Source organism: Pseudomonadales bacterium, from assembly GCA_024234215.1.
Lineage (GTDB): Bacteria > Pseudomonadota > Gammaproteobacteria > Pseudomonadales > UBA5862 > JACKOQ01.
Genome location: JACKOQ010000002.1, coordinates 422,654 through 442,062 on the forward strand (window position 1 = coordinate 422,654; position 19,409 = coordinate 442,062).

At 64.6% G+C, this 19,409-nt stretch carries 20 protein-coding genes, 1 other RNA gene, 1 pseudogene and 1 CRISPR repeat array; of the genes and pseudogenes, 10 read left to right on the plus strand and 12 right to left on the minus strand.

Annotated features, from left to right (window positions below):
• Position 1 precedes the first annotated feature (1 nt).
• From H7A13_06360 to H7A13_06380, 5 genes and pseudogenes are all read left to right on the plus strand, one after another.
• Entirely contained in the window at positions 2-517 is a 516-nt protein-coding gene (locus H7A13_06360) for a hypothetical protein (GenBank protein MCP5332967.1), read from the plus strand.
• Between the two features lie 76 nt (positions 518-593).
• Positions 594-881, plus strand: a complete 288-nt coding sequence (gene cas2, locus H7A13_06365) for a CRISPR-associated endonuclease Cas2 (GenBank protein ID MCP5332968.1) — start codon at positions 594-596, stop codon at positions 879-881.
• Positions 882-898: 17 nt separating this feature from the next.
• Positions 899-1,855 carry a CRISPR-associated endonuclease Cas1 gene (cas1, locus tag H7A13_06370; protein MCP5332969.1) on the plus strand — a complete coding sequence of 319 codons (957 nt, stop codon included), beginning with the start codon at positions 899-901 and terminating at the stop codon, positions 1,853-1,855.
• A 594-nt stretch (positions 1,856-2,449) separates the two neighbouring features.
• Positions 2,450-2,815: pseudogene (gene cas2 / locus H7A13_06375) on the plus strand (CRISPR-associated endonuclease Cas2).
• A gap of 216 nt (positions 2,816-3,031) precedes the next feature.
• A CRISPR array of direct repeats spans positions 3,032-4,106; the repeat unit is 36 nt; unit sequence GTTCAAACACAGACCTGATAAAGAAGGGATTAAGAC.
• 96 nt (positions 4,107-4,202) lie between these two features.
• Positions 4,203-4,520 carry a hypothetical protein gene (locus H7A13_06380; protein ID MCP5332970.1) on the plus strand — a complete coding sequence of 106 codons (318 nt, stop codon included), beginning with the start codon at positions 4,203-4,205 and terminating at the stop codon, positions 4,518-4,520.
• Between the two features lie 167 nt (positions 4,521-4,687).
• On the opposite strand, the gene rmuC is transcribed toward H7A13_06380, so the two are convergent.
• Complete coding sequence (rmuC, locus tag H7A13_06385) at positions 4,688-6,211, minus strand: DNA recombination protein RmuC (protein ID MCP5332971.1); 1,524 nt, start codon at positions 6,209-6,211, stop codon at positions 4,688-4,690.
• A 59-nt stretch (positions 6,212-6,270) separates the two neighbouring features.
• Here rmuC and H7A13_06390 point away from each other — a divergent pair, with 59 nt between their 5' ends.
• Positions 6,271-6,900, plus strand: coding sequence for an MBL fold metallo-hydrolase (locus H7A13_06390; protein MCP5332972.1), 630 nt, complete (start codon positions 6,271-6,273; stop codon positions 6,898-6,900).
• On the opposite strand, the gene dapB is transcribed toward H7A13_06390, so the two are convergent.
• The 5 genes from dapB to hrcA all read right to left on the minus strand — a co-directional run bounded on the left by dapB (position 6,897) and on the right by hrcA (position 12,723).
• Positions 6,897-7,700 (minus strand): 4-hydroxy-tetrahydrodipicolinate reductase, encoded by an 804-nt coding sequence (gene dapB, locus H7A13_06395; protein ID MCP5332973.1) that lies wholly within the window; start codon positions 7,698-7,700, stop codon positions 6,897-6,899. The two genes, H7A13_06390 and dapB, sit on opposite strands and share 4 nt — an antisense overlap.
• Positions 7,701-7,723: 23 nt before the next feature.
• Entirely contained in the window at positions 7,724-8,857 is a 1,134-nt protein-coding gene (gene dnaJ, locus H7A13_06400; GenBank protein ID MCP5332974.1) for a molecular chaperone DnaJ, read from the minus strand.
• Between the two features lie 102 nt (positions 8,858-8,959).
• Positions 8,960-10,885 (minus strand): molecular chaperone DnaK, encoded by a 1,926-nt coding sequence (gene dnaK / locus H7A13_06405; GenBank protein ID MCP5332975.1) that lies wholly within the window; start codon positions 10,883-10,885, stop codon positions 8,960-8,962.
• A 101-nt stretch (positions 10,886-10,986) separates the two neighbouring features.
• Positions 10,987-11,568, minus strand: a complete 582-nt coding sequence (grpE, locus tag H7A13_06410) for a nucleotide exchange factor GrpE (GenBank protein MCP5332976.1) — start codon at positions 11,566-11,568, stop codon at positions 10,987-10,989.
• Positions 11,569-11,652: 84 nt separating this feature from the next.
• Complete coding sequence (hrcA, locus tag H7A13_06415) at positions 11,653-12,723, minus strand: heat-inducible transcription repressor HrcA (protein ID MCP5332977.1); 1,071 nt, start codon at positions 12,721-12,723, stop codon at positions 11,653-11,655.
• Positions 12,724-12,791: 68 nt separating this feature from the next.
• On the opposite strand from hrcA, the gene recN reads away from it, so the two are divergent.
• Positions 12,792-14,489, plus strand: a complete 1,698-nt coding sequence (recN, locus tag H7A13_06420) for a DNA repair protein RecN (protein MCP5332978.1) — start codon at positions 12,792-12,794, stop codon at positions 14,487-14,489.
• On the opposite strand, the gene fur is transcribed toward recN, so the two are convergent.
• The gene (gene fur / locus H7A13_06425; GenBank protein MCP5332979.1) at positions 14,486-14,905 is read right to left on the minus strand and encodes a ferric iron uptake transcriptional regulator; all 420 of its coding nucleotides are present in this window, start codon (positions 14,903-14,905) and stop codon (positions 14,486-14,488) included. The two genes, recN and fur, sit on opposite strands and share 4 nt — an antisense overlap.
• 110 nt (positions 14,906-15,015) lie before the next feature.
• Between fur and H7A13_06430 the strand changes: the two genes are divergently transcribed.
• Positions 15,016-15,372, plus strand: coding sequence for an outer membrane protein assembly factor BamE (locus H7A13_06430; GenBank protein ID MCP5332980.1), 357 nt, complete (start codon positions 15,016-15,018; stop codon positions 15,370-15,372).
• Here the strand turns inward: H7A13_06430 and H7A13_06435 are convergent.
• Together H7A13_06435 and H7A13_06440 are read right to left on the minus strand one after the other, a co-directional pair.
• On the minus strand, positions 15,364-15,684 hold the full coding sequence (locus tag H7A13_06435) for an RnfH family protein (protein MCP5332981.1): 321 nt from the start codon (positions 15,682-15,684) through the stop codon (positions 15,364-15,366). The two genes, H7A13_06430 and H7A13_06435, sit on opposite strands and share 9 nt — an antisense overlap.
• 14 nt (positions 15,685-15,698) lie before the next feature.
• Positions 15,699-16,142 (minus strand): type II toxin-antitoxin system RatA family toxin, encoded by a 444-nt coding sequence (locus H7A13_06440; protein ID MCP5332982.1) that lies wholly within the window; start codon positions 16,140-16,142, stop codon positions 15,699-15,701.
• A gap of 104 nt (positions 16,143-16,246) precedes the next feature.
• Here H7A13_06440 and smpB point away from each other — a divergent pair, with 104 nt between their 5' ends.
• Positions 16,247-16,729 carry an SsrA-binding protein SmpB gene (gene smpB, locus H7A13_06445; GenBank protein MCP5332983.1) on the plus strand — a complete coding sequence of 161 codons (483 nt, stop codon included), beginning with the start codon at positions 16,247-16,249 and terminating at the stop codon, positions 16,727-16,729.
• 119 nt (positions 16,730-16,848) lie between these two features.
• Positions 16,849-17,209: a transfer-messenger RNA gene (gene ssrA, locus H7A13_06450) on the plus strand.
• Positions 17,210-17,495: 286 nt separating this feature from the next.
• On the opposite strand, the gene H7A13_06455 is transcribed toward ssrA, so the two are convergent.
• The 3 genes from H7A13_06455 to H7A13_06465 form a co-directional block, all read right to left on the minus strand.
• Positions 17,496-17,693, minus strand: a complete 198-nt coding sequence (locus tag H7A13_06455) for a DNA-binding protein (protein ID MCP5332984.1) — start codon at positions 17,691-17,693, stop codon at positions 17,496-17,498.
• Between the two features lie 83 nt (positions 17,694-17,776).
• Positions 17,777-18,901 carry a Fic family protein gene (locus H7A13_06460; protein MCP5332985.1) on the minus strand — a complete coding sequence of 375 codons (1,125 nt, stop codon included), beginning with the start codon at positions 18,899-18,901 and terminating at the stop codon, positions 17,777-17,779.
• Positions 18,894-19,316: a hypothetical protein gene (locus H7A13_06465; protein ID MCP5332986.1), complete on the minus strand. Its 423-nt coding sequence runs from the start codon at positions 19,314-19,316 to the stop codon at positions 18,894-18,896. The genes H7A13_06460 and H7A13_06465 overlap by 8 nt, the downstream gene beginning before the upstream one ends.
• Between the last annotated feature and the right edge of the window lie 93 nt (positions 19,317-19,409).

The following is a 19,409-nucleotide window of genomic DNA, read 5'->3' on the forward strand; positions in this document are numbered from 1 at the left end:
CATGGAGACACTGCGCACCTTCATTGCCGACTGGCTCGACCCGCTCGGCATCGTGCTCGGGCTCATCGCGCTGGTGCCGATCTTCTGGACCTGGTGGGATGTCGTGTTCGGCCGGCGCCGGCGCGAGCGGCGCTGGTTCGCCGAGATCAGCCGCCGGCCGGGCGAGCGCCCGGCAATTCTCATCGTCGATCTGCTCAAGGAGAAGGGCGTGCGCCCGGCGGTCGAGAACTTCCGTCGCACCGTGCCCGAACTGGCAGAGATTCCGGACGAGCGCATCGCCATCATCGCGCGGCAACAGGCGCTCACGCCCGCCGACCTGCCCGAGCTGCACCGCGAGCTGCGCGCCGCCGCGGCGCAACTGCTCAACGCCGGCGCCGACTGCATCCACTACTTCCACGCCGGCCCGGCGATCGCCGCGGCGCTGGTCGGCGCCGAGTTCGCCAACGGCGCGCGGGTGCAGCTCTATCAGCACGAAGGCGGCACCTACCGCAACTTTGGCCCGCTGCGCGTCAACTGAGGCGCGGCAAGCTTGCCGCGCGCAGGATTCCGGGAGATTTGCAGTTTTACTGGTGGCTCACAGCGAGAGTGCCACCATGACCCAACGCCAGCTCCACCTCGTCGCCTACGACATCGCCGACCCCGGCCGGCTCGATGCCGTCATGCAATCGGTGCGTGCCTTCGCCACCGGCGGCCAGAAGTCGGTGTATGAGTGCTTTCTCACGCCGGCCGAGCGCGGCGCGCTGCTGGCCGATCTGGCACTGCTGATCGACGAAGAGAGCGACCGGCTGTTGCTGCTGCGGCTCGATCCGCGGCCAAAGGTGGTCACCCTCGGCATCGCCGTGCCGCCGGTCGATCCGCCCTATTACCTGGTCGTCGGCTGAACGGGAGGAATCGGACCATGGGCACGCTTTACCTCGACCGCCGCCATGCCGAGCTGCAACTCGAAGCCGGCCGCCTGCGGGTGCGCCACCCCGAGACCGGTCTGCGTGACCTGCCCATCGCGCTGCTGGAGCGGGTGGTGATCACGGCGGGCGTGACGCTGGAAAGCAGCCTGCTGGCCGCACTGGCCAGTGCCGGCGTGGCAGTGCTGATTCTCAACCCGCGCAACCTCGACCGCGTCGCCTTCGTGCTCGGGCGGCCGCACAACGACCTGGCCCTGCGTCTCAGCCAGTATCGCCACCTCGATGACTCGGCCTGGCAGGCGCGCTGGGCCCACCACCTGGTGACGGCCAAACTGCGCGGGCAGCGCCAGTTGCTGGGCGATGCCCTGACACAGCGGCCCGATCTGCGCCTTGCCCTGGTCAAGGGCGGCGAGCGGCTCGATGCCGCCCTGGCCCGCTGCACCGCCGACGCCAGTCCCGAATCGTTGCGCGGGCAGGAAGGCGCGGCGGCGGCTGGCTATTTCCAGGCGCTGGGGGCGCTGTTTCCTGCATCGCTCGGCTTTGCCGGCCGCCAGCGCCGGCCGCCGCCCGATCCGGTCAATGCCCTGCTGTCGCTGACTTACACCCTGCTCCACTTCGACGCCGTCCGTGCCGCCTATGCCGCCGGGCTCGATCCCTACCTCGGCTTCTACCATCTGCCGGCCTTCGGTCGCGAGTCACTCGCCTCCGATCTGGTCGAACCGCTGCGACCACTGGCCGACCACTTCGTCTGGCGGCTCTTTGCCGAGCAGACCATTCGCCCCGACCACTTCAGCCGTGACCGCGGCGCCTGCATTCTCGGCAAGGCCGGTCGCGCCCAGTTCTACACCCGCTTCGAAGAATTCGCGGCGATTCCCCGCGCCCGGCTGCGTCGCCAGTGCCGTGCGCTGGCCCGGGTACTGCGCCGCAGCGCGCCCGAGTTGGCCGATGACTGACCGCCGCCCCCTCTACCTGCTGACCGAACAGCGCATCACCGTGGAGTTCGCCGCGCCGGCACTGCGCGTTGCCGCAGCCGACCGCGCCTCGACCTTTCATCCGCTGGCGCGGCTGTCGCGTGTGCTCAGCCGTGGCCCGGTTGAGTGGGCCGGCGACGCCCTGATGGCCTGTCTGGAAGCGGGCGTGCCGGTGCTGTTCGTCGGTGACGACGGGCGGGTGCGTGGCCTGCTCGACCCGGCCCGTACCGATCCCGCAGGACTGGGCGAACACCTGCGCTGTGCCGTGGAGTCGCCGGATTGGCCGGAACGCTATGGCAACTGGCTGCGTGCCCAGCAGCATCGGTTGATCGCTCATCTCGGCGCCGCACTCGGCTGGCGGATCGCGGACATGCGCCCGGTGCTGGTACGGCGTCAGCTCGACCAGATGCTGTTGCGCCGCTGGCAGCGCTCGCCCCAGCAACTGCTGGCGCCCTATGCGCCGCTGCTTCGCGCCAGCGTCACTGCCGAATTGACGACGGCAGGCATCGATTCCGCCATGAGTGCCGGTGTCTGGGGTGGCGTTGATTTGACGCAAGACCTCGTCGGACTCGCCACCTGGCCACTGCGTGGACGCCTGTTGCTGGCGCAGCGGTTGCCGCCAGACTCGTCCGCCGAGGTGATCGCCCACTACGAAGCGCGGCTGGCGCAGCCGATGGCGCGCACCATCACGCGGCTGATCCGCTACCTGTGGCGCATCCCGCTGTGAGCGGTACACGCCGCTATCTGCTGGCCTACGACATCACCGATCCGCGGCGACTGGCGCGCGTCGCCCGGCTGGTATCAAAAGAGGCACTGCGCATCCAGTACTCGGTCTACCTGACCGAACTTTCACCCTCACGACTGCGCGACCTGATCGCTGCGCTGCGCGCACTCATCGACCCCCGGTTCGATGACCTGCGCATCTATCCACTGCCGAGCCGGCTCGATGCAGTCTGGTACGGACGCGCCACCTGGCCGGAGGGTATTCAGTTCGAGGGTTCGCCCTGGACGAAGTTGACTGCGGGAGACGCGACCGGCTACCGTACCGGCGCCCCCCTGCTGCCAGAAGAGCGTGAAATGACCCACCCGCCCGGACCGGAAAATTCCGCTGAACGGTCTGCCAGCGCATTGAAAAAAGGAGGAAAATCGACACCAGCGGTTCAAACACAGACCTGATAAAGAAGGGATTAAGACTCAACTTCGCCGCCTGGGTTGCAAATACAGTTGCAGTTCAAACACAGACCTGATAAAGAAGGGATTAAGACATCATTTCGTTCTCCTTTTTGTGCGCATCGCGGTTCAAACACAGACCTGATAAAGAAGGGATTAAGACTGACCTGCAGGTATAATCCACCGCCATCGGGTTCAAACACAGACCTGATAAAGAAGGGATTAAGACGGCGCGCTTTGATCGTGGCACCACCCCAACACCGTTCAAACACAGACCTGATAAAGAAGGGATTAAGACCCAAAATCCTTCCCATACTCCTTCCCATACTCCGTTCAAACACAGACCTGATAAAGAAGGGATTAAGACGCTACGGGGTCCTCTAACAGCCATCCTTTATATGTTCAAACACAGACCTGATAAAGAAGGGATTAAGACGCCACCGGGCGGCCGGCAGTCGCCACACCCACCGTTCAAACACAGACCTGATAAAGAAGGGATTAAGACGGCGTTTTCGCGGGCGTCCCTGTTTCTTCTCAGTGTTCAAACACAGACCTGATAAAGAAGGGATTAAGACCAGCGGCCGCTGCCGGTTTACCGCCAGCGCGCGGCGTTCAAACACAGACCTGATAAAGAAGGGATTAAGACGGCAGTTTCGCCAAACCGTCGGCGCCAGCGGTCGGTTCAAACACAGACCTGATAAAGAAGGGATTAAGACCACGGATGCTTGTCGAATCTCTGCATGTTGGCGTTCAAACACAGACCTGATAAAGAAGGGATTAAGACAGCATGGTCAACCCCCAAAGTAGAAATGAGATGCGTTCAAACACAGACCTGATAAAGAAGGGATTAAGACGCTAGGTCTAGCAGGTCCTTCTCGAATTGCTCGCGTTCAAACACAGACCTGATAAAGAAGGGATTAAGACGTGCTCGGCCCACCAGAGCCGCTCGATGACCATGGTTCAAACACAGACCTGATAAAGAAGGGATTAAGACTTGCGGCTTGGTATTGCCCTTCACTGGTCGCAAGTTCAAACACAGACCTGATAAAGAAGGGATTAAGACCTGTCGCGATTACGATTTTTAAATCATGAAACGCGCAAGTGCTGAGCTGTCGATTGCGTTGTGCACACATTCGGGCCATGACGGAGGCAAAAGGAAATGAAGCATGAATTCGAGCTCTGGCGACCCGGCAAAGACCAGCCCGATGGGCGGATCACTTGGGACAGTGACGCCGGCACACTGAGTGGTGATCTGGCCGAGGAACTGGAAAAGCTGATCGATCAGGCCATCGCCGATGGGGTGCTGGTGAGCCACCCGATGCCGACCAGCTATCGCATCACGCGACCGCTGCACGACGCGGCTCAACTGGGTGCGATCATCAGTCTGCGCTGGCGCACCCCCGAACTGCTGGCCGATGCGATGATGCGGCAGGGTGGCGATCCCGCTGCAAAGAGCAGCGTCGAGCTGATTTACTGATGACCGCCCGAGGGTTTGCAGTCGCGCGATGCTGTGAGCCGACCCCGACCGGCATCGTGACTCGCAACGGGAATCGAACCTCTTCATCCTGTCGAGGGGGCGCCGCATGAGGCGGCGGCAGGCATCGGCCATCCGCGCGCCGGTTCCCCGGCCGGCCGGTGACCGGTTCAATCGCTGGCCGGTGCTTCGGGCTCTTCTTGCTGCATTTCGATTGCCTGCAGGGTGCGGGCGCTGTGGTCGAGCGGTTCGAGCAGGGCGATCTCGGCCCCTTCGGGCGCTGCGTGCAGTTCGCGAAAGCGGCGCGCCTGCACCAGCACGCGCGACTCCAGCGTGGCAGTGGCCTTGTTGTAGTACTCCATTGCCTGGTTGAGCCCCTTGCCGACCTTGCCCCAGTGCTCGGCCAGGGTGGCGAGCCGCTTGTAGAGCTCGCGCCCCAACTCGCTGATCTCCTGGGCATTGCGCGCCTGGGCCTGCTGCCGCCAGCCGTAGGCGACCGCGCGCAGCAGCGCGATCAGGGTGGTGGGGGTGGCCGGAATGACCCGCTCGCCGACACCATATTCGATCAGTGACGGGTCTTCCTGCAGTGCGGCAGAGAAGAACATCTCGCCGGGCAGGAACAGCACGACGAACTCGGGTGCCGGGTTGAACTGTTCCCAGTACTGCTTCTTGCCGAGGGCGAGGATGTGGTTGCGCACCTGCCGGGCATGGTCGGTCAGCAGGGTGGCGCGACTGAGGTCGTCGCTGGCTTCCATCGCCTCCAGGTAGGCGGCCAGCGGCGCCTTGGCATCGACGACGATCTGCTTGCCGCCGGGCAGGCGAACGATCAGGTCAGGCCGCAGCCGTCCTTCGTCGCTGCTGCGGCTGCTCTGCTGCTCGAAGTCGCAATGTTCGAGCATCCCGGCCATCTCCACCACCCGCTGCAACTGGATTTCGCCCCAGCGGCCACGCACGTTGGGCTGGCGCAGCGCCTTGACCAGGCTGGCGGTCTCGCTCTTGAGCTGCGGCAGGTGGGTTTCGACCAGCGCCCGCATCTGCTCGTTGAGGGCGCTGTAGGCACTGATGCGCGCCTGCTCAAGTTCGCCGAGCTTGCCGTCGAACCGGGCCAGTGACTCGCCAATCGGTTTGATCAGCGCATCGACGGCCTGGTGGCGGCTGTCGAGGTCGGCGCGCGCGCCCTCCTGAAAGCGGGCCAGGTTCTGTTGCGCCAGTTCGATGAAGGCCTGGTTGTTGCTTTTGAGCGCCTCGGCGGAGAGTGCCTTGAAGGCATCGCTGAGCCGCAGTTGCGCCTGGTCGACCAATGCCAGCTTGTCGGCGGCAGCACGACGCTCCTGCTCCAGCCGTTCGCCCAGTTCGGCCAGGGTGGCCTGCCGTTCGCTCAGCGTCTGGAGCAGCCGGTCGCGCTCGCGCAGCAGTTCGGGCAGCGCCTCGGCGCTCTGTTCGGCGGCAGCGCGGCGGGCAGTCTCTTGCCGCAACTGCTCCTGCAACTGGGCTTCGCGCTCGCTGACCTGATGCAGCGCCTGCTCCAGCGCGCCGTTGCGCGCCTGCGTCTGCTGCAACCGCTCCTGGATCAGCGCCAGTTCGGTGGCGGTGGTCGTCTGCCGGCTGCGGCTCGCCAGCAGGCGCCATCCCAGCCAGAGCAGGAGCAGTCCGAGCAGGGGCAGTGCAATCTGGATGGGCGTCAGTGCTGTCATGGTATAGTCCAAATTCAGGTCATCGCCGCGGCGATCGTTCGGCAGTCAGGGTCTCAATCATGAAATATGCGGTCATTCCGGTCACCCCCTTTCAACAGAACTGCACGCTTTTCATCTGCGAAAAGAGCAGCAAGGCAGTGGTGATCGACCCCGGTGGCGAGGTTGACCGCATCCTGCAACTGGTGGCGCAGCAGGGCGCCACGGTCGAGAAGATTCTGGTGACCCATGGCCACCTCGACCATGCCAGTGGCGTGGCCGATCTGGCCGAACGGCTCGGGGTGCCGATCGAGGGACCGCATGAGGCGGACCGCTTCTGGATCGAGCAGATTCCCAAGCAGGGCGAGATGTTCGGCTTCAAGGGGCGCAGCTTCGAGCCAGACCGCTGGCTGGCCGATGGTGACCGGGTCCGCTTTGGCGAGGTGACCCTCGAGGTGCTGCACTGCCCGGGCCACACGCCGGGCCATGTGGTCTTCTTCGCGCCCGAGGCGCGGCTGGCCCAGGTGGGGGATGTGCTCTTCGCCGGCTCGATCGGCCGCACCGACTTTCCGCTCGGTGACCACCAGACGCTGATCGACTCGATCACCCACAAGCTCTGGCCTCTGGGCGATGATGTCACCTTCATTCCGGGGCATGGTCCGGAGTCGACCTTCGGCTACGAGCGCAAGACCAACCCCTTCGTTGCCGATTAGCGCAGCCCCAGCACATCCTGCATGTCGAACAGCCCGTGCGGCCGGTCGGCCAGCCACTGGGCGGCGCGCAGCGAGCCGCGCGCATAGGTGATGCGGCTGCTCGATTTGTGGGTGATCTCGACCCGCTCGCCCTCGCCGGCGAACAGCACGGTGTGGTCGCCGACGATGTCGCCGGCGCGCACCGTGGCAAAGCCGATGGTCTGGCGGTCACGCACGCCGGTCTGCCCTTCACGGCCATAGAGCGCGCACTGCGCCAGATCGCGGCCGAGCGCCTGGGCCACCACTTCGCCCATCCGCAGCGCCGTGCCCGAGGGGGCGTCGACCTTGTTGCGGTGGTGCGCCTCGATCACTTCGACATCGACCTCATCACCCAGCACCTGGGCGGCCAGTTCGAGCAGCTTGAAGCAGAGGTTGACGCCGACGCTCATGTTGGGGGCCAGCACGATGGCGATCTCACGGCTGGCGGCTTCGATGGTGGCGCGCTGCGCGGCGGTGAAGCCGGTGGTGCCGATCACCATGCGCTTGCCTGCCTGCCGACAGAGCGCCAGATGGTCGAGCGTGGCCGTGGGGGTGGTGAAGTCGATCAGGGTGTCGAACCGATCGAGCTGCCGTGCCAGCCCGGCGCTGATCGGCAGATCAAGGCGGCCGATGCCGGCCAGCTCGCCGGCGTCGGCACCGACCAGCGAGCTGCCGGGTCGCACCGTCACCGTGGTGAGCCGGCACTGTGCCGTGCTGGCGGAGGCCTCGATCAGCGCCTTGCCCATGCGTCCGGCGGCGCCGACAATGGCGATGCGGTTCATCTGTGCTTGCGTCTGCAACGGGGTCATTGGGTCAGGTCGTCGAAGAACTTCTTGACGCCGTCGAACCAGGAGTGGGTCTTTGGCGACTGGTTCTTGCCCTTCTGCTCCAGGCTGCGCTGGAATTCGCGCAGCAGCGTCTTCTGCTCTTCGCTGAGGTTGACCGGGGTCTCGATGGTGACCCGGCACAGCAGGTCGCCGGCGGCACCGCCACGCACCGGCGCCACCCCCTTGCCCCGCACGCGGAACAGCTCGTTGGTCTGGGTTTCGGGTGGAATCTTCAGCGCCACCCGGCCATCGAGCGTCGGCACCTCCAGCTCGCCACCCAGGGCGGCATCGACGAAGGAGATCGGCACGGTGCAGTAGAGGTTGCGGCCGTCACGCTCGAAGATCGGATGCTCGCGCACCACGATCTGCACATAGAGGTCGCCGCTGGGGCCGCCCTTGAGCCCTGCCTCGCCCTTGCCGGAGAGGCGGATGCGGTCGCCATTGTCGACACCGGGCGGCACCTTGACCGACAGGGTCTTCTGCTGCTCGACCCGGCCCTCGCCCCGGCACTTGGGGCAGGGGTTGCTGATCATCTTGCCGCTGCCCCGGCACTTCGGGCAGGTCTGCTGCACCGAGAAGATGCCCTGCTGCATCCGCACCTGACCGATGCCGCCGCAGGTGGTGCAGTTCGAGGGCGTCGAGCCCGGTTTGGCGCCGGAGCCATCGCAGCTTTCGCACTCTTCGAGAATCGGCACACGGATGTTGACGGTGTGGCCGCGCACCGCCTCTTCGAGGTTCAGCTCGAGCGTGTACTGCAAGTCGGCACCGCGCTGCGGCCGGTTGCGGCGTGCACCGCCGCCGCCCCCGCCACCGAAGATGTCGCCGAAGACATCGCTGAAGATGTCGCTGAAGTTGGCGCCACCAAAGCCGCTGCCACCGGCGGCACCTTCGAGCCCGGCATGGCCGAAGCGGTCGTAGGCGGCCCGTTTGTCGGCATCGGAGAGCACCTCGAAGGCTTCATTGGCCTCCTTGAACTTCTGCTCCGCATCAGCATCGTCGCTGTTGCGGTCAGGGTGGTACTTCATCGCCAGGCGACGGTAGGCCTTCTTCAGATCCTGCTCGGAGGCATCGCGGGCGACACCCAGCACTTCGTAATAATCGCGCTTCGACATGGCTCTAGGGGTTGCTCTGTTTCGCAGTCAGTCAAACAAAAAGGACGCAAAGCGGGCTTTGCGTCCAGAGCGTGCACCGCCGGTGCGGTGAATCAGAGGGCCTTACTTGTCATCCTTGACCTCTTCGAACTCGGCATCGACGGCGTCATCGTCGCGGCCGCTGCTGCGGCCGGCGCCGGCCGACTGCGCTTCGCCGCCGCCCGCCGCAGCCTGCTCGGCGTAGAGCTTCTGCGCCAGTTCGGCGGAGAGTCCGCTGAGCGCCTCGCTGGCGCTCTCGATGGCCTTGACGTCATCGCCCTTGATGGCGGTTTCGAGTGCGGTGATGGCGGCCTCGATCTTCTGCTTCTCGTCGCTGCCGACCTTGTCGGCGGCCTCCTGCAGCGTCTTGCGGGTGGCGTGGATCAGGCCATCGCCACTGTTGCGCGCGGCGACCAGCTCGCTGAAGCGGCGATCCTCCTCGGCGTGGGATTCGGCGTCGCGCACCATGCTGGCAATCTCGTCATCCGACAGGCCACTCGATGCCTTGATGACGATCGACTGCTCCTTGCCGGTCGCCTTGTCCTTGGCCGACACGTTGAGGATGCCGTTGGCATCGATGTCGAAGCTCACCTCGATCTGTGGCATGCCGCGCGGTGCCGGCGGAATGTTGGCCAGATCGAACCGGCCCAGCGACTTGTTGTCGGCGGCACGCTTGCGCTCGCCCTGCACGACATGGATGGTGACTGCGGTCTGGTTGTCGTCGGCGGTGCTGAAGATCTGCGACTTGCGGGTCGGGATGGTGCTGTTCTTTTCGATCAGCACGGTGGCGACGCCGCCCATGGTCTCGATGCCGAGCGACAGCGGGGTGACGTCGAGCAGCAGCACATCCTTCACGTCACCCGACAGCACGCCGGCCTGAATGGCTGCGCCCAGCGCCACCGCCTCGTCAGGGTTGACATCCTTGCGCGGCTCGCGACCGAAGAACTCCTTCACCTTGGTCTGCACCATCGGCATGCGGGTCTGGCCGCCGACCAGGATCACCTCGTCGATTTCGCTCGGCTTGCGGCCGGCATCCTTCAGTGCGATGCGCACCGGCTCGATGGTGCGCTCGACCAGTTCGTCGACCAGCGACTCCAGCTTGGCGCGGGTCAGCTTCAGCACCAGGTGCTTGGGACCACTGGCATCGGCGGTGATGTAGGGCAGGTTGATGTCGGTCTGCTGGCTGCTCGACAGCTCGATCTTGGCCTTTTCGGCCGCCTCCTTGAGCCGTTGCAGCGCCAGCGGATCGTTGTGCAGGTCGATGCCGCTCTGCTTCTTGAACTCCTCGGCCAGATATTCGATGACACGCAGGTCGAAGTCCTCGCCACCCAGGAAGGTGTCGCCATTGGTCGAGAGCACCTCGAACTGATGTTCGCCGTCGACCTCGGCGATCTCGATGATCGAGATGTCGAAGGTGCCGCCGCCGAGGTCATAGACCGCCACCACCGAGTCGCCCCGCTTCTTGTCCATGCCGTAGGCCAGGGCCGCGGCGGTCGGCTCGTTGATGATCCGCTTGACGTCGAGCCCGGCGATGCGCCCGGCATCCTTGGTCGCCTGCCGCTGCGAGTCGTTGAAGTAGGCCGGCACGGTGATCACTGCCTCGGTGACCTCTTCGCCAAGGTAATCCTCGGCGGCTTTCTTCATCTTTTTCAGCACCTGTGCCGAGATCTGCGGCGGCGCCATCTTCTGCCCCTTCACCTCGACCCAGGCATCGCCGTTGTCGGCCTTGGCGATCTTGTAGGGCACCATCTTGATGTCCTTCTGCACGACATCGTCGGTGAACTTGCGGCCGATCAGCCGCTTGACCGCGTAGAGGGTGTTCTCGGGGTTGGTGACCGCCTGCCGCTTGGCCGACTGGCCGACCAGAATCTCGTTGTCGCTGGTGTAGGCGATGATCGAGGGGGTGGTGCGGTCACCTTCGGAGTTCTCGATCACCTTGGGAGAACCGCCCTCCATCACTGCCACGCAGGAGTTGGTGGTGCCCAGGTCGATGCCAATGATTTTTCCCATTCGTCTCTCTCCGCTTTGCTGGATCCGGGCCTTGCTTCAGCCCGCTCTGGATGTTGTGCTGGATATTGGCGTCATTGCGCCATTTTCAAGGCCGGATCGGTTCAGACGCGCTGATCGACCGAGCCGCTGACCCCCTTGGCGACCGCCACCATGGCGGCCCGCAGCAGCCGGCCATTCAGACTGTAGCCCTTCTGGACCACATCGATGACGCTGCCAGGGGCGGCGCCGGGCAGCTCGACCATCGCCACCGCCTGATGCAGTTGCGGGTCGAACGACTGGCCGGCCGGGTCGATCGGTTCGATGTTGAAGCGGGCCAGGGCATCGAGCAGTGACTTGAGGGTCAGTGTCATGCCCTCGGCGAAGAGTTGCAGATCTTCCCGCTGCGGGTCGATGGCACGCAGGCCGCGCTCGAGGTTGTCGACCACCGGCAGCAGTTCGAGCGCGAACTTCTCCAGCGCGAACTTGTGGGCCTTCTCGATCTCCTGCTGGCTGCGGCGCAGCAGGTTCTGCTGCTCGGCCTGCAGGCGCAGCGCGCGCTCTTCGGCCGCGCTGACCTTGGCTTCGGCCTCGGCCAGCTTCTGCTGCAATTCGACGAGCTGTTCTGCCGTGCTGGCCGGATGTGATTCTGCCATCGCTTCGCCGTGGGCGGCGTCGTCAACGGGTGTCGGATCATGGTCGGACATGCCAAGGGCTCCCTGAAATTTTCAAGAATACGAAAGCGCGCCATCACCCTCACGGGCGAGGCAGGGCCGATGTGGGGCTATTCTTCAGCGATTCAAGGAGGTGGAGAGCAATTGGGCCGCAGCACTGACCATCGGGATCACCTGCTGGTACGCCATGCGCAGCGGACCGATGAGGCCCAGCACGCCCACCTGCCGGCCCTGGTGGCAGTAGGGCGCGGTGACCACGCTGCACCCCTGCAGTGAGTGCAGCCCCGACTCGGCACCGATGAGGAGGCGGACGCCCTCGGTGTGCAGCGAGCGGTCGAGCAGATGGAGGATCTCCTGCTTGTGCCGCAGGGTTTCAAACAGCTCGCGGGCCCGATCCAGCGTGACCAGATGCTCGCTGCTGAGCAGGTTGGCTTCGCCCAGCACCAGACAGTCGGCCGATGCCTCTTCAGGCTCGGCGAAGGTTTTGCTGGCCACCTCCAGCACCGTCTCCATCAGCTGGTCCATTGCCGCGCGGTCCTGCGCCATCGTCAGCAGCAACTGATCGCGAATGTGCTGCAGCGAGCCGCCGGCGAAGTGGAGGTTGAGGTAGTTGGCGGCCTGCTGCAACGTCATGGCGCTGTAGTCGCGCTCGACCCGGATCACCCGCTGCTGCACCTCGCGCTCATGCAGCACCAGAATCACCAGTACACGGCGGTCGCTGAGGGGCAGGAACTCGATGCGCCGCAGATTGACATGGTTGAGCCGGGGCAGCGTGACAACACCGGCCATGCCGGTCAGGTCGGCCAGCAGCCGCGAGGTCGATTCGACCATCTCCGGGGCCGACAGCGAGCGGTCGACCTGACGCCAGAGCTGGCTGATCTCGGCGGTCGGCAGCGTCGGATGCAGCAGATGGTCGACAAAGAACCGATAGCCGCGCGCGGTCGGCACCCGGCCGGCCGAGTGGTGCGGCGAACTGAGATAGCCCCGCTCCTCCAGCCTGGCCAGCGTGTTGCGCACGGTGGCCGAACTGACGCAGAGGCCGCTTTCGCTGACCAGACTTTTCGAGCCGACTGGCTCGCCATCACGAATGAAGCGCTCGATCAGAACGCGCAGCAACAGACGCTCGCGGGTGTCGAGTGCAGGGTCTGCATTACCGTGACTTGCGACGGTGTGACGGGTGCGCACCATGGTCTTGGGTCCTTGATCCCTCTTACAATCACCCCGGCGGGGCAACAGCACAGATATTCATCAACTATATGCTGACACATTTGCTGATTTCAAATTATGCCGTGGCCGAACGGCTCGAAATCGACTTTCAGCCAGGCATGACCGTGATCACCGGCGAGACCGGTGCCGGCAAGTCGATTCTGCTCGATGCGCTGGCGCTGGCGCTCGGTGACCGTGCCGACAGCGCCTCGATCCGCGAAGGGGCCGAGCGTGCCGAGATCCACGTCGAATTCGACCTGACCCACCAGCCCGAAGTGCGCGCCTGGCTGGCCGAACAGGAGCTCGACAACGGCGAGGCACACTGCCTGCTGCGTCGCACGCTGCTGCGCGATGGCCGCTCCCGCGCCTACCTGAATGGACAGCCGGTGCCACTCACCCTGCTGCGCGATCTGGGGCATCAGTTGATCGACATCCAGGGTCAGCATGCCCATCAACGACTGCTGCGCCGCGAAGTGCAGACCGCGCTGCTCGATGGTTACGCCATGGCCCAAGCGGAGGCGGAACAGGTGGCCGCATTCTGCCAGCGCTGGCGGCAGGTGCAGACGCAGCTTCGAGCGCGCGAGGAGGAAAATGCCGCCACGCTGGCGCGGCGCGAATTGCTGGAGTTCCAGCACACCGAACTCGAAGCGGCCCAGCCGCTGCCCGGCGAATATGCCCAGCTCGAAGCCGAGCAGCGGCTGCTGGCCAATGCCGAATCGATCCTGCAGCTGGGCCATCAGGCGCTGGGCGCGCTGCGCGGCGATGACGACGGCAACCTGCTGCAGGGGCTGCGCCGTCTGCGTCAGTTGCTGGCCGACTGGCTGCGGCAGGGCGGCACGCTGCCGATCCTGACCGAGCTGGTGGAAGGCGCCGCGATCCAGTTGGAGGAGGCCGCCACGCTGCTCGACCGTTACCTCGACGAACTCGAGGTGGACGAAGCCCGGCTGCGTGCCGTCGACGAGCGGCTCACCACCCTGCATCGGCTGGCGCGCAAGCATCAGGTTCCGGTCGATGAACTGGCATCGCTGCTGGCGTCGCTCGATGCACAGTTGCAGCGGCTGCACTCGGTCGAGGGTGAAACCGCGCAGTTGCAGGCCGAGCTGGAGCAGATCGCGCAGGGGTATCAGACCGCCGCCACCGCCCTGGGCGACAAGCGGCGCCAGGCCGCCCCCCGCTTCGCGGCGGCGGTGACCGCCCGGCTGCGGCGGCTCAGCCTGCCCGATGCCCGCTTCGAACTGCAACTGACCGACAGCGCCAGCGACCTGCCGCGTCCAGAGGGTCAGCAGAGCGTCGAATTCCTGATCGTCACCAACCCGGGCATGCCGCCGCGACCACTCGGCAAGGTGGCTTCGGGAGGTGAGCTTTCCCGCATCGGTCTGGCGGTGCAGGTGACCGCCGCCACCACGGTCGCCACGCCCACCCTGGTGTTCGATGAGGTGGATGTCGGCATTGGCGGTGGCGTGGCCGAAGTGGTCGGCCAGGCACTGCATGAGCTGGCCGAACACGGGCAACTGCTCTGCGTGACCCATCAGCCGCAGGTGGCGGCCCAGGCCGACCACCACCTGCAGGTGGTCAAGCAGGTGATCGATGGCCGTGCCGCCACCCGGCTGGTGGAGCTGGATCGAGAGGCGCGCACCCAGGAGGTGGCGCGAATGCTGGGCGGGACACAGATCAGCGCACGGGCGCTCGAACATGCCCGCGAGCTGGTGGCCAGGGGCGCGCAGTCATCCCGGGCTGCCGAAAGTTAGGGCTTGGCGCCCCGGCACTGGGGGCAGATGCCGTAGAGATAGAAGCTGTGACCAGTCAGCTCATAGCCCATCTCGGCGGAGATTTTCTCCTGCCGCGCTTCGACCACGGCATCGGAAAACTCCTCGACCCTGTCGCACTTGATGCAGACGATGTGGTCGTGGTGGTCGACATCGGAGAGTTCGAAGACCGAGTTTCCGCCCTCGAAGTGGTGGCGGATGACCAGCCCCGCCGCCTCGAACTGGGTCAGCACCCGGTAGACCGTCGCCAGACCGACATCCTCGCCGGTCGCCAGCAGCGCCTTGTAGACATCCTCGGCGCTCATGTGCCGCCGATTCGATACTTCGAGCAGCTGCAGAATCTTGACACGCGGCAGCGTGACCTTGAGGCCGGCGTTTCTCAGCGCCTGGTTGGACATGGTGTGATCAACCCGTGCTCGTGTAGGGGGCTTGGAATTAGGGTATGATCGCTGGCCGTGTCTGCCTGCGGTGACACCCCGCTCACCAAGATAATGGAATCGAACCCTCGATGCAAAAGGTTAAGCTGCTGATTTTGGCCCTGTTTCCGTTTATTTTGTGGGGCTGTTCGAGCACGCACGACTTCCGTTTTCCGTTTGCCTACCGCATCGACATCCAGCAGGGCAACCTGGTCAAGCCCGAGGCGGTGGCCGCGCTCAAGAGCGGCATGACCACCCAGCAGGTGCGCTATCTGCTCGGCTCGCCGATGCTGACCGATCCCTTCCACCCCGACCGCTGGGACTACTGGTACGACCTGCAGGCCGCCGATGGGCGCACCGAACGCCAGCATCTGATCCTCTACTTCACCCAGGGCAAGCTGGCGCGGGTCGAGCGCGACAACGCACCGCCGCCGGCCAAGTCAGAGTGAGCGTCCGCGAGCGCGCTGTTTTTTCCTGATCGCGGCGCGCTGGCGCCGCCGGCTCTTGGCATCGATCCGCAATGGCCGGTAGATCTCCACCCGGTCTGCCTCTCGCAGCCGGTGCTGCGCCGGTGCTTCGATCGGCTGCGAAAAGATCCCCATTCGGCAGTGATCCAGATCGATCTCGGGAAACTCCAGCGTGATGAGCGACTGCTCGACCGCCTGCAGCGCCGTGCAGTCTTCGGCCACCTCCAGTTCGATCAGCCGCTGTCGCTGCGCCAGTGCATGGACCACCTCGACCCTGATCCTGCCCTTTGCCATCGCCACCTCGTGCCTCAGGGTCTGGCTGCGCCCAGCAGCGTGTGCGCCCGCAGGCAGATGGCATCGACCATCTGATCGGCCACACTCTGGAACAGTTTGCCGGCGGCCAGACTGATCAGCTTGCTGGCCAGTTCGAACTCCAGATCGAGACTCACCTTGCAGCCCTGCGTCCCCAGGGCATCGAGTTGCCACTGGCCGGCGAACTGGCTGAATGGCCCCGCCTCCAGCTCCATCCGGATCGAGTGGGGGGGGTGCAGGTGATTGCGCGTGGTGAAGCTCTGCCGCAGCGGTCCCTTGGCCAGATCGAGCCGGGCCACCAGTGTGTCTGGCTCGACGCAGAGCAGTTGCGCACCGACGCAGCCCTCCATGAACTCGGGATAGCGTTCGATGTCGTTGATCAGCGCATAGAGTTTCTCGACCGGATAGGGCAGCAGGACAGTGCGGCGGATGCGGGTCATCGATCAACTCTGGCCAGAGGTAAACTGCTTGAAGGGGCGACCATTTTGCGGCGCCGTTCCCGGCAGCTCAAGCATCTTCGTCGCCGTCGCCCTATAATGGCACGATGAGCAAACCCGCCAAGACCGCCCCGCAGGGCGGCACCATTGCCCTCAACCGCCGCGCCCGGCACGACTACGCGCTCGAAGAGCGCTTCGAGGCCGGCATTGCGCTGGAAGGCTGGGAGGTCAAGAGTCTGCGTGCCGGCAAGGCGCAACTGGTCGATGCCTATGTGCTGCTGAAGGAGGGCGAGGCCTTTCTGCTCGGCGCACTGATCACGCCGCTCGGTACCGCTTCGACCCACATCACGCCCGACCCCACCCGCACCCGCAAGCTGCTGCTCAACCGTCGCGAGCTGAACCAGTTGATCGGTGCCGTCACCCAGAAGGGCTACACCTGCATCCCCACCGCGCTCTACTGGAAGGGCAACCACGTCAAGTGCGAAGTGGCCCTGGCCAAGGGCAAGAAGCTGTACGACAAGCGCGCCAGCGAAAAGGAGCGTGACTGGGCGCGGGAGAAAGAGCGGGTGCTGCGTCACACCACCCGCTGATCAGCCGCGCGGTCTCAGGCAAGGGTGGGTCTGTGCACCAAAGAGAGGAATTCGAACCACGAAACCCGAGGGCACTTGAAAAAAACCGGCAACAGCCCCATTCTGTCAGCACACGCTAGGGGGGCGACTTGGCTTCGACGCCGGTTGCAAGGCCCAAGGTGCATGCCGAGAGGGTAGTGACTCTCGTAAATCAATCGCTGCAACTACTATAGTTGCCAACGACGAAACCTACGCCCTGGCCGCTTAAGCCGGCCAGCCTTCGACCAGACTGTGCTTGTGCAGATCTGGAATTCGGAGGTCACACAATCACAAGATCGCAGCGGCGCTCGCCTGGGGCAAGGCTGTCAAAAAACTCCAGGACCATCGAAGACAACCCTGTCGGTCGGGTCGTCTTCGGTCAGATCAATAGACCAGACTAAGCATGTAGATCTGAGGGTTGAGGACTGACGGACGCGGGTTCGATTCCCGCCGCCTCCACCAATAATGAAACCCCAACCGTTCTCGGTTGGGGTTTTTTCTTGCCTGATCGCGCCGGTTCCCGCGTGTTGTTGGGGGGTTCCTGCAGACTGCGCCAGCCGCCCGAATTGGCCGTTCCGGGCCACATTCCACTCCTCCTGACCATTCCTCGCTCCGACCTCGCTTCCTGAAACCGGCCCGAAGTCCGCAAGGGTCGCACTTTAAACTTATATAAATCAATTAGTTGAGTCATGACGGATCAAGCGGTTCACTGACCACCTCTGACGCAAAGCGCCAAACTGGTCACCATTCAACGCGGCGATGCGCTGGTTGATACCTGCAGGCAAGATTCCTCGCATGACTCGATGTCGACCTGCCTGTAGAGCACCCGACCGCAGAGCTTCAGGAACTTGGGTCCGATCCCCTCGCTGCGCCAGCGCTCAAGGCAGGCCTCGCTGAGATGCCAGCGCGCGGCCAGTTGCTTTTGATTGAGGTGAACGACGTCCATCTTGGTCTCCTTCCGAATGAGTTGGCAGGAGTCCATGAATGCGCTGCTCCGCCCACGAGCCAACGCAATTCCAGGAAACGCAGCTACTCTGGCAGATCGTTCAGCTCGTAACTGGTACTGCGCCCACCCGCATCCGATTTCCGCAGCACACCCCGCGCAAGCAGGTCATTGATGTCGCGCAGGGCCGTGTCCGGTGAACACTTGGCGATGGCCGCCCACTTGCTGCTGGTGAGCTTGCCTTCGAAGCCGTCGAGCAGTCGGTTGAGCAGCTTTACCTGCCGCTCGTTCAAGGGCGTTGCCGCCCAGCGCTGCCAGAAGCGCGCCTTGGCCAATACGGCATCGAGTGTGTGGTGCGCCTGATCGACGGCGCGATGGAGGGTGTCGAGGAACCAGGCGAGCCACTCGGTGACGTCCATCGACCGCTTCTGGGTCCGCTCCAGGATGTCGTAGTACGCCTTGCGCTCCCGCTGGATCTGCGCCGACAGACTGTAGAAGCGTTGCGGGCTGCCGTCGGCGCGCGCCAGCAGCAGGTCGGAGATGGCCCTCGCGATACGTCCGTTGCCGTCGTCGAACGGGTGCAAGGTGACGAACCAGAGGTGGCCAAGACCGGCCTTGAGCAACGGCGGTTCGCTTGATGCGCTATTGAGCCAGCTCATGAATCGGCTGGTTTCGGTCTCCAGACGACCGGCGGGCGGCGCCTCGAAATGCACGCGCTGGCGGCCGATGGGACCGGACACCACCTGCATCGGACCGCTGGCATCGTCGCGCCAGCCGCCGACCTTGATCCTGGAAAGGCCTGAGTAGCCGGCAGGAAACAGCGCTGCGTGCCAGCCGAACAGCCGCTCCCGTGACAGCGGCGCATGGCAGTTGGCGGTGGCATCCAGCACCATCTCGACCACGCCTTCGACGTGACGATCCACCGGGGCCAGCGCGCCGATGTCCACGCCCAGCCTGCGGGCGATGGATGAACGCACGGATTCGACATTGAGCTGCTCGCCCTCGATCTCGCTGGTCTTGACCACATCCTCCGTCAGCGCCGCGAGGCTCGCCTGATCGCGCAGCGCCACGCCCACGTCGGCCAGACGGCCCATCAGGAGCCCCTGGGCACGACTGACCTCGGCCATGGGCCCAGCCAGAGCTCCCAGGTCGAAGTGCCAGTTCGGCCAGTCGCCGGCCTGCCAGATGTATGCGTAACCACCGCTATTCATGCGGATGATCATGGCCTTCAATCTCCGCATGTGCAAGGTATTCGCCGCATCTTGTGCGGCGATAGAAGATGCCATTCGCCGCAAGACGGTCTGCGAAACCCATGCAATGGGTGTAAATGGGTGTGCCCTTGGATAGTCGTTTGGTGCGGGGTTCCACCCCACCACCAAATTGAAGGGCTCGGACAATCTCCGGGCCCTTTTTCTTGGCCAAAATCCCTGCACTACGCAGGGTTCCGGCCATCTGTGCTGCGGGTGGCCATCCGCCGAAATGCCCTGTTTTCAGCGTCTTTGGCTCCAAGTCTGTCTCTACTCTCCGTTTGGTCTGCGGGCAGGCATCAAACGCCGTTACCACTTCCCCTGCATCACCCAGTCGGTCGGCAGTGGGTTGCGCTGCAACCACAGCAGGCTCATGCACCGGGGCTGCTTCCCGGCCCGGATGCTCTGCGCTGACGGCAGCAGAGCACGCCTGCTGGACTGAACCGGGGTGAACAGCCGAGACGGCGCTGGA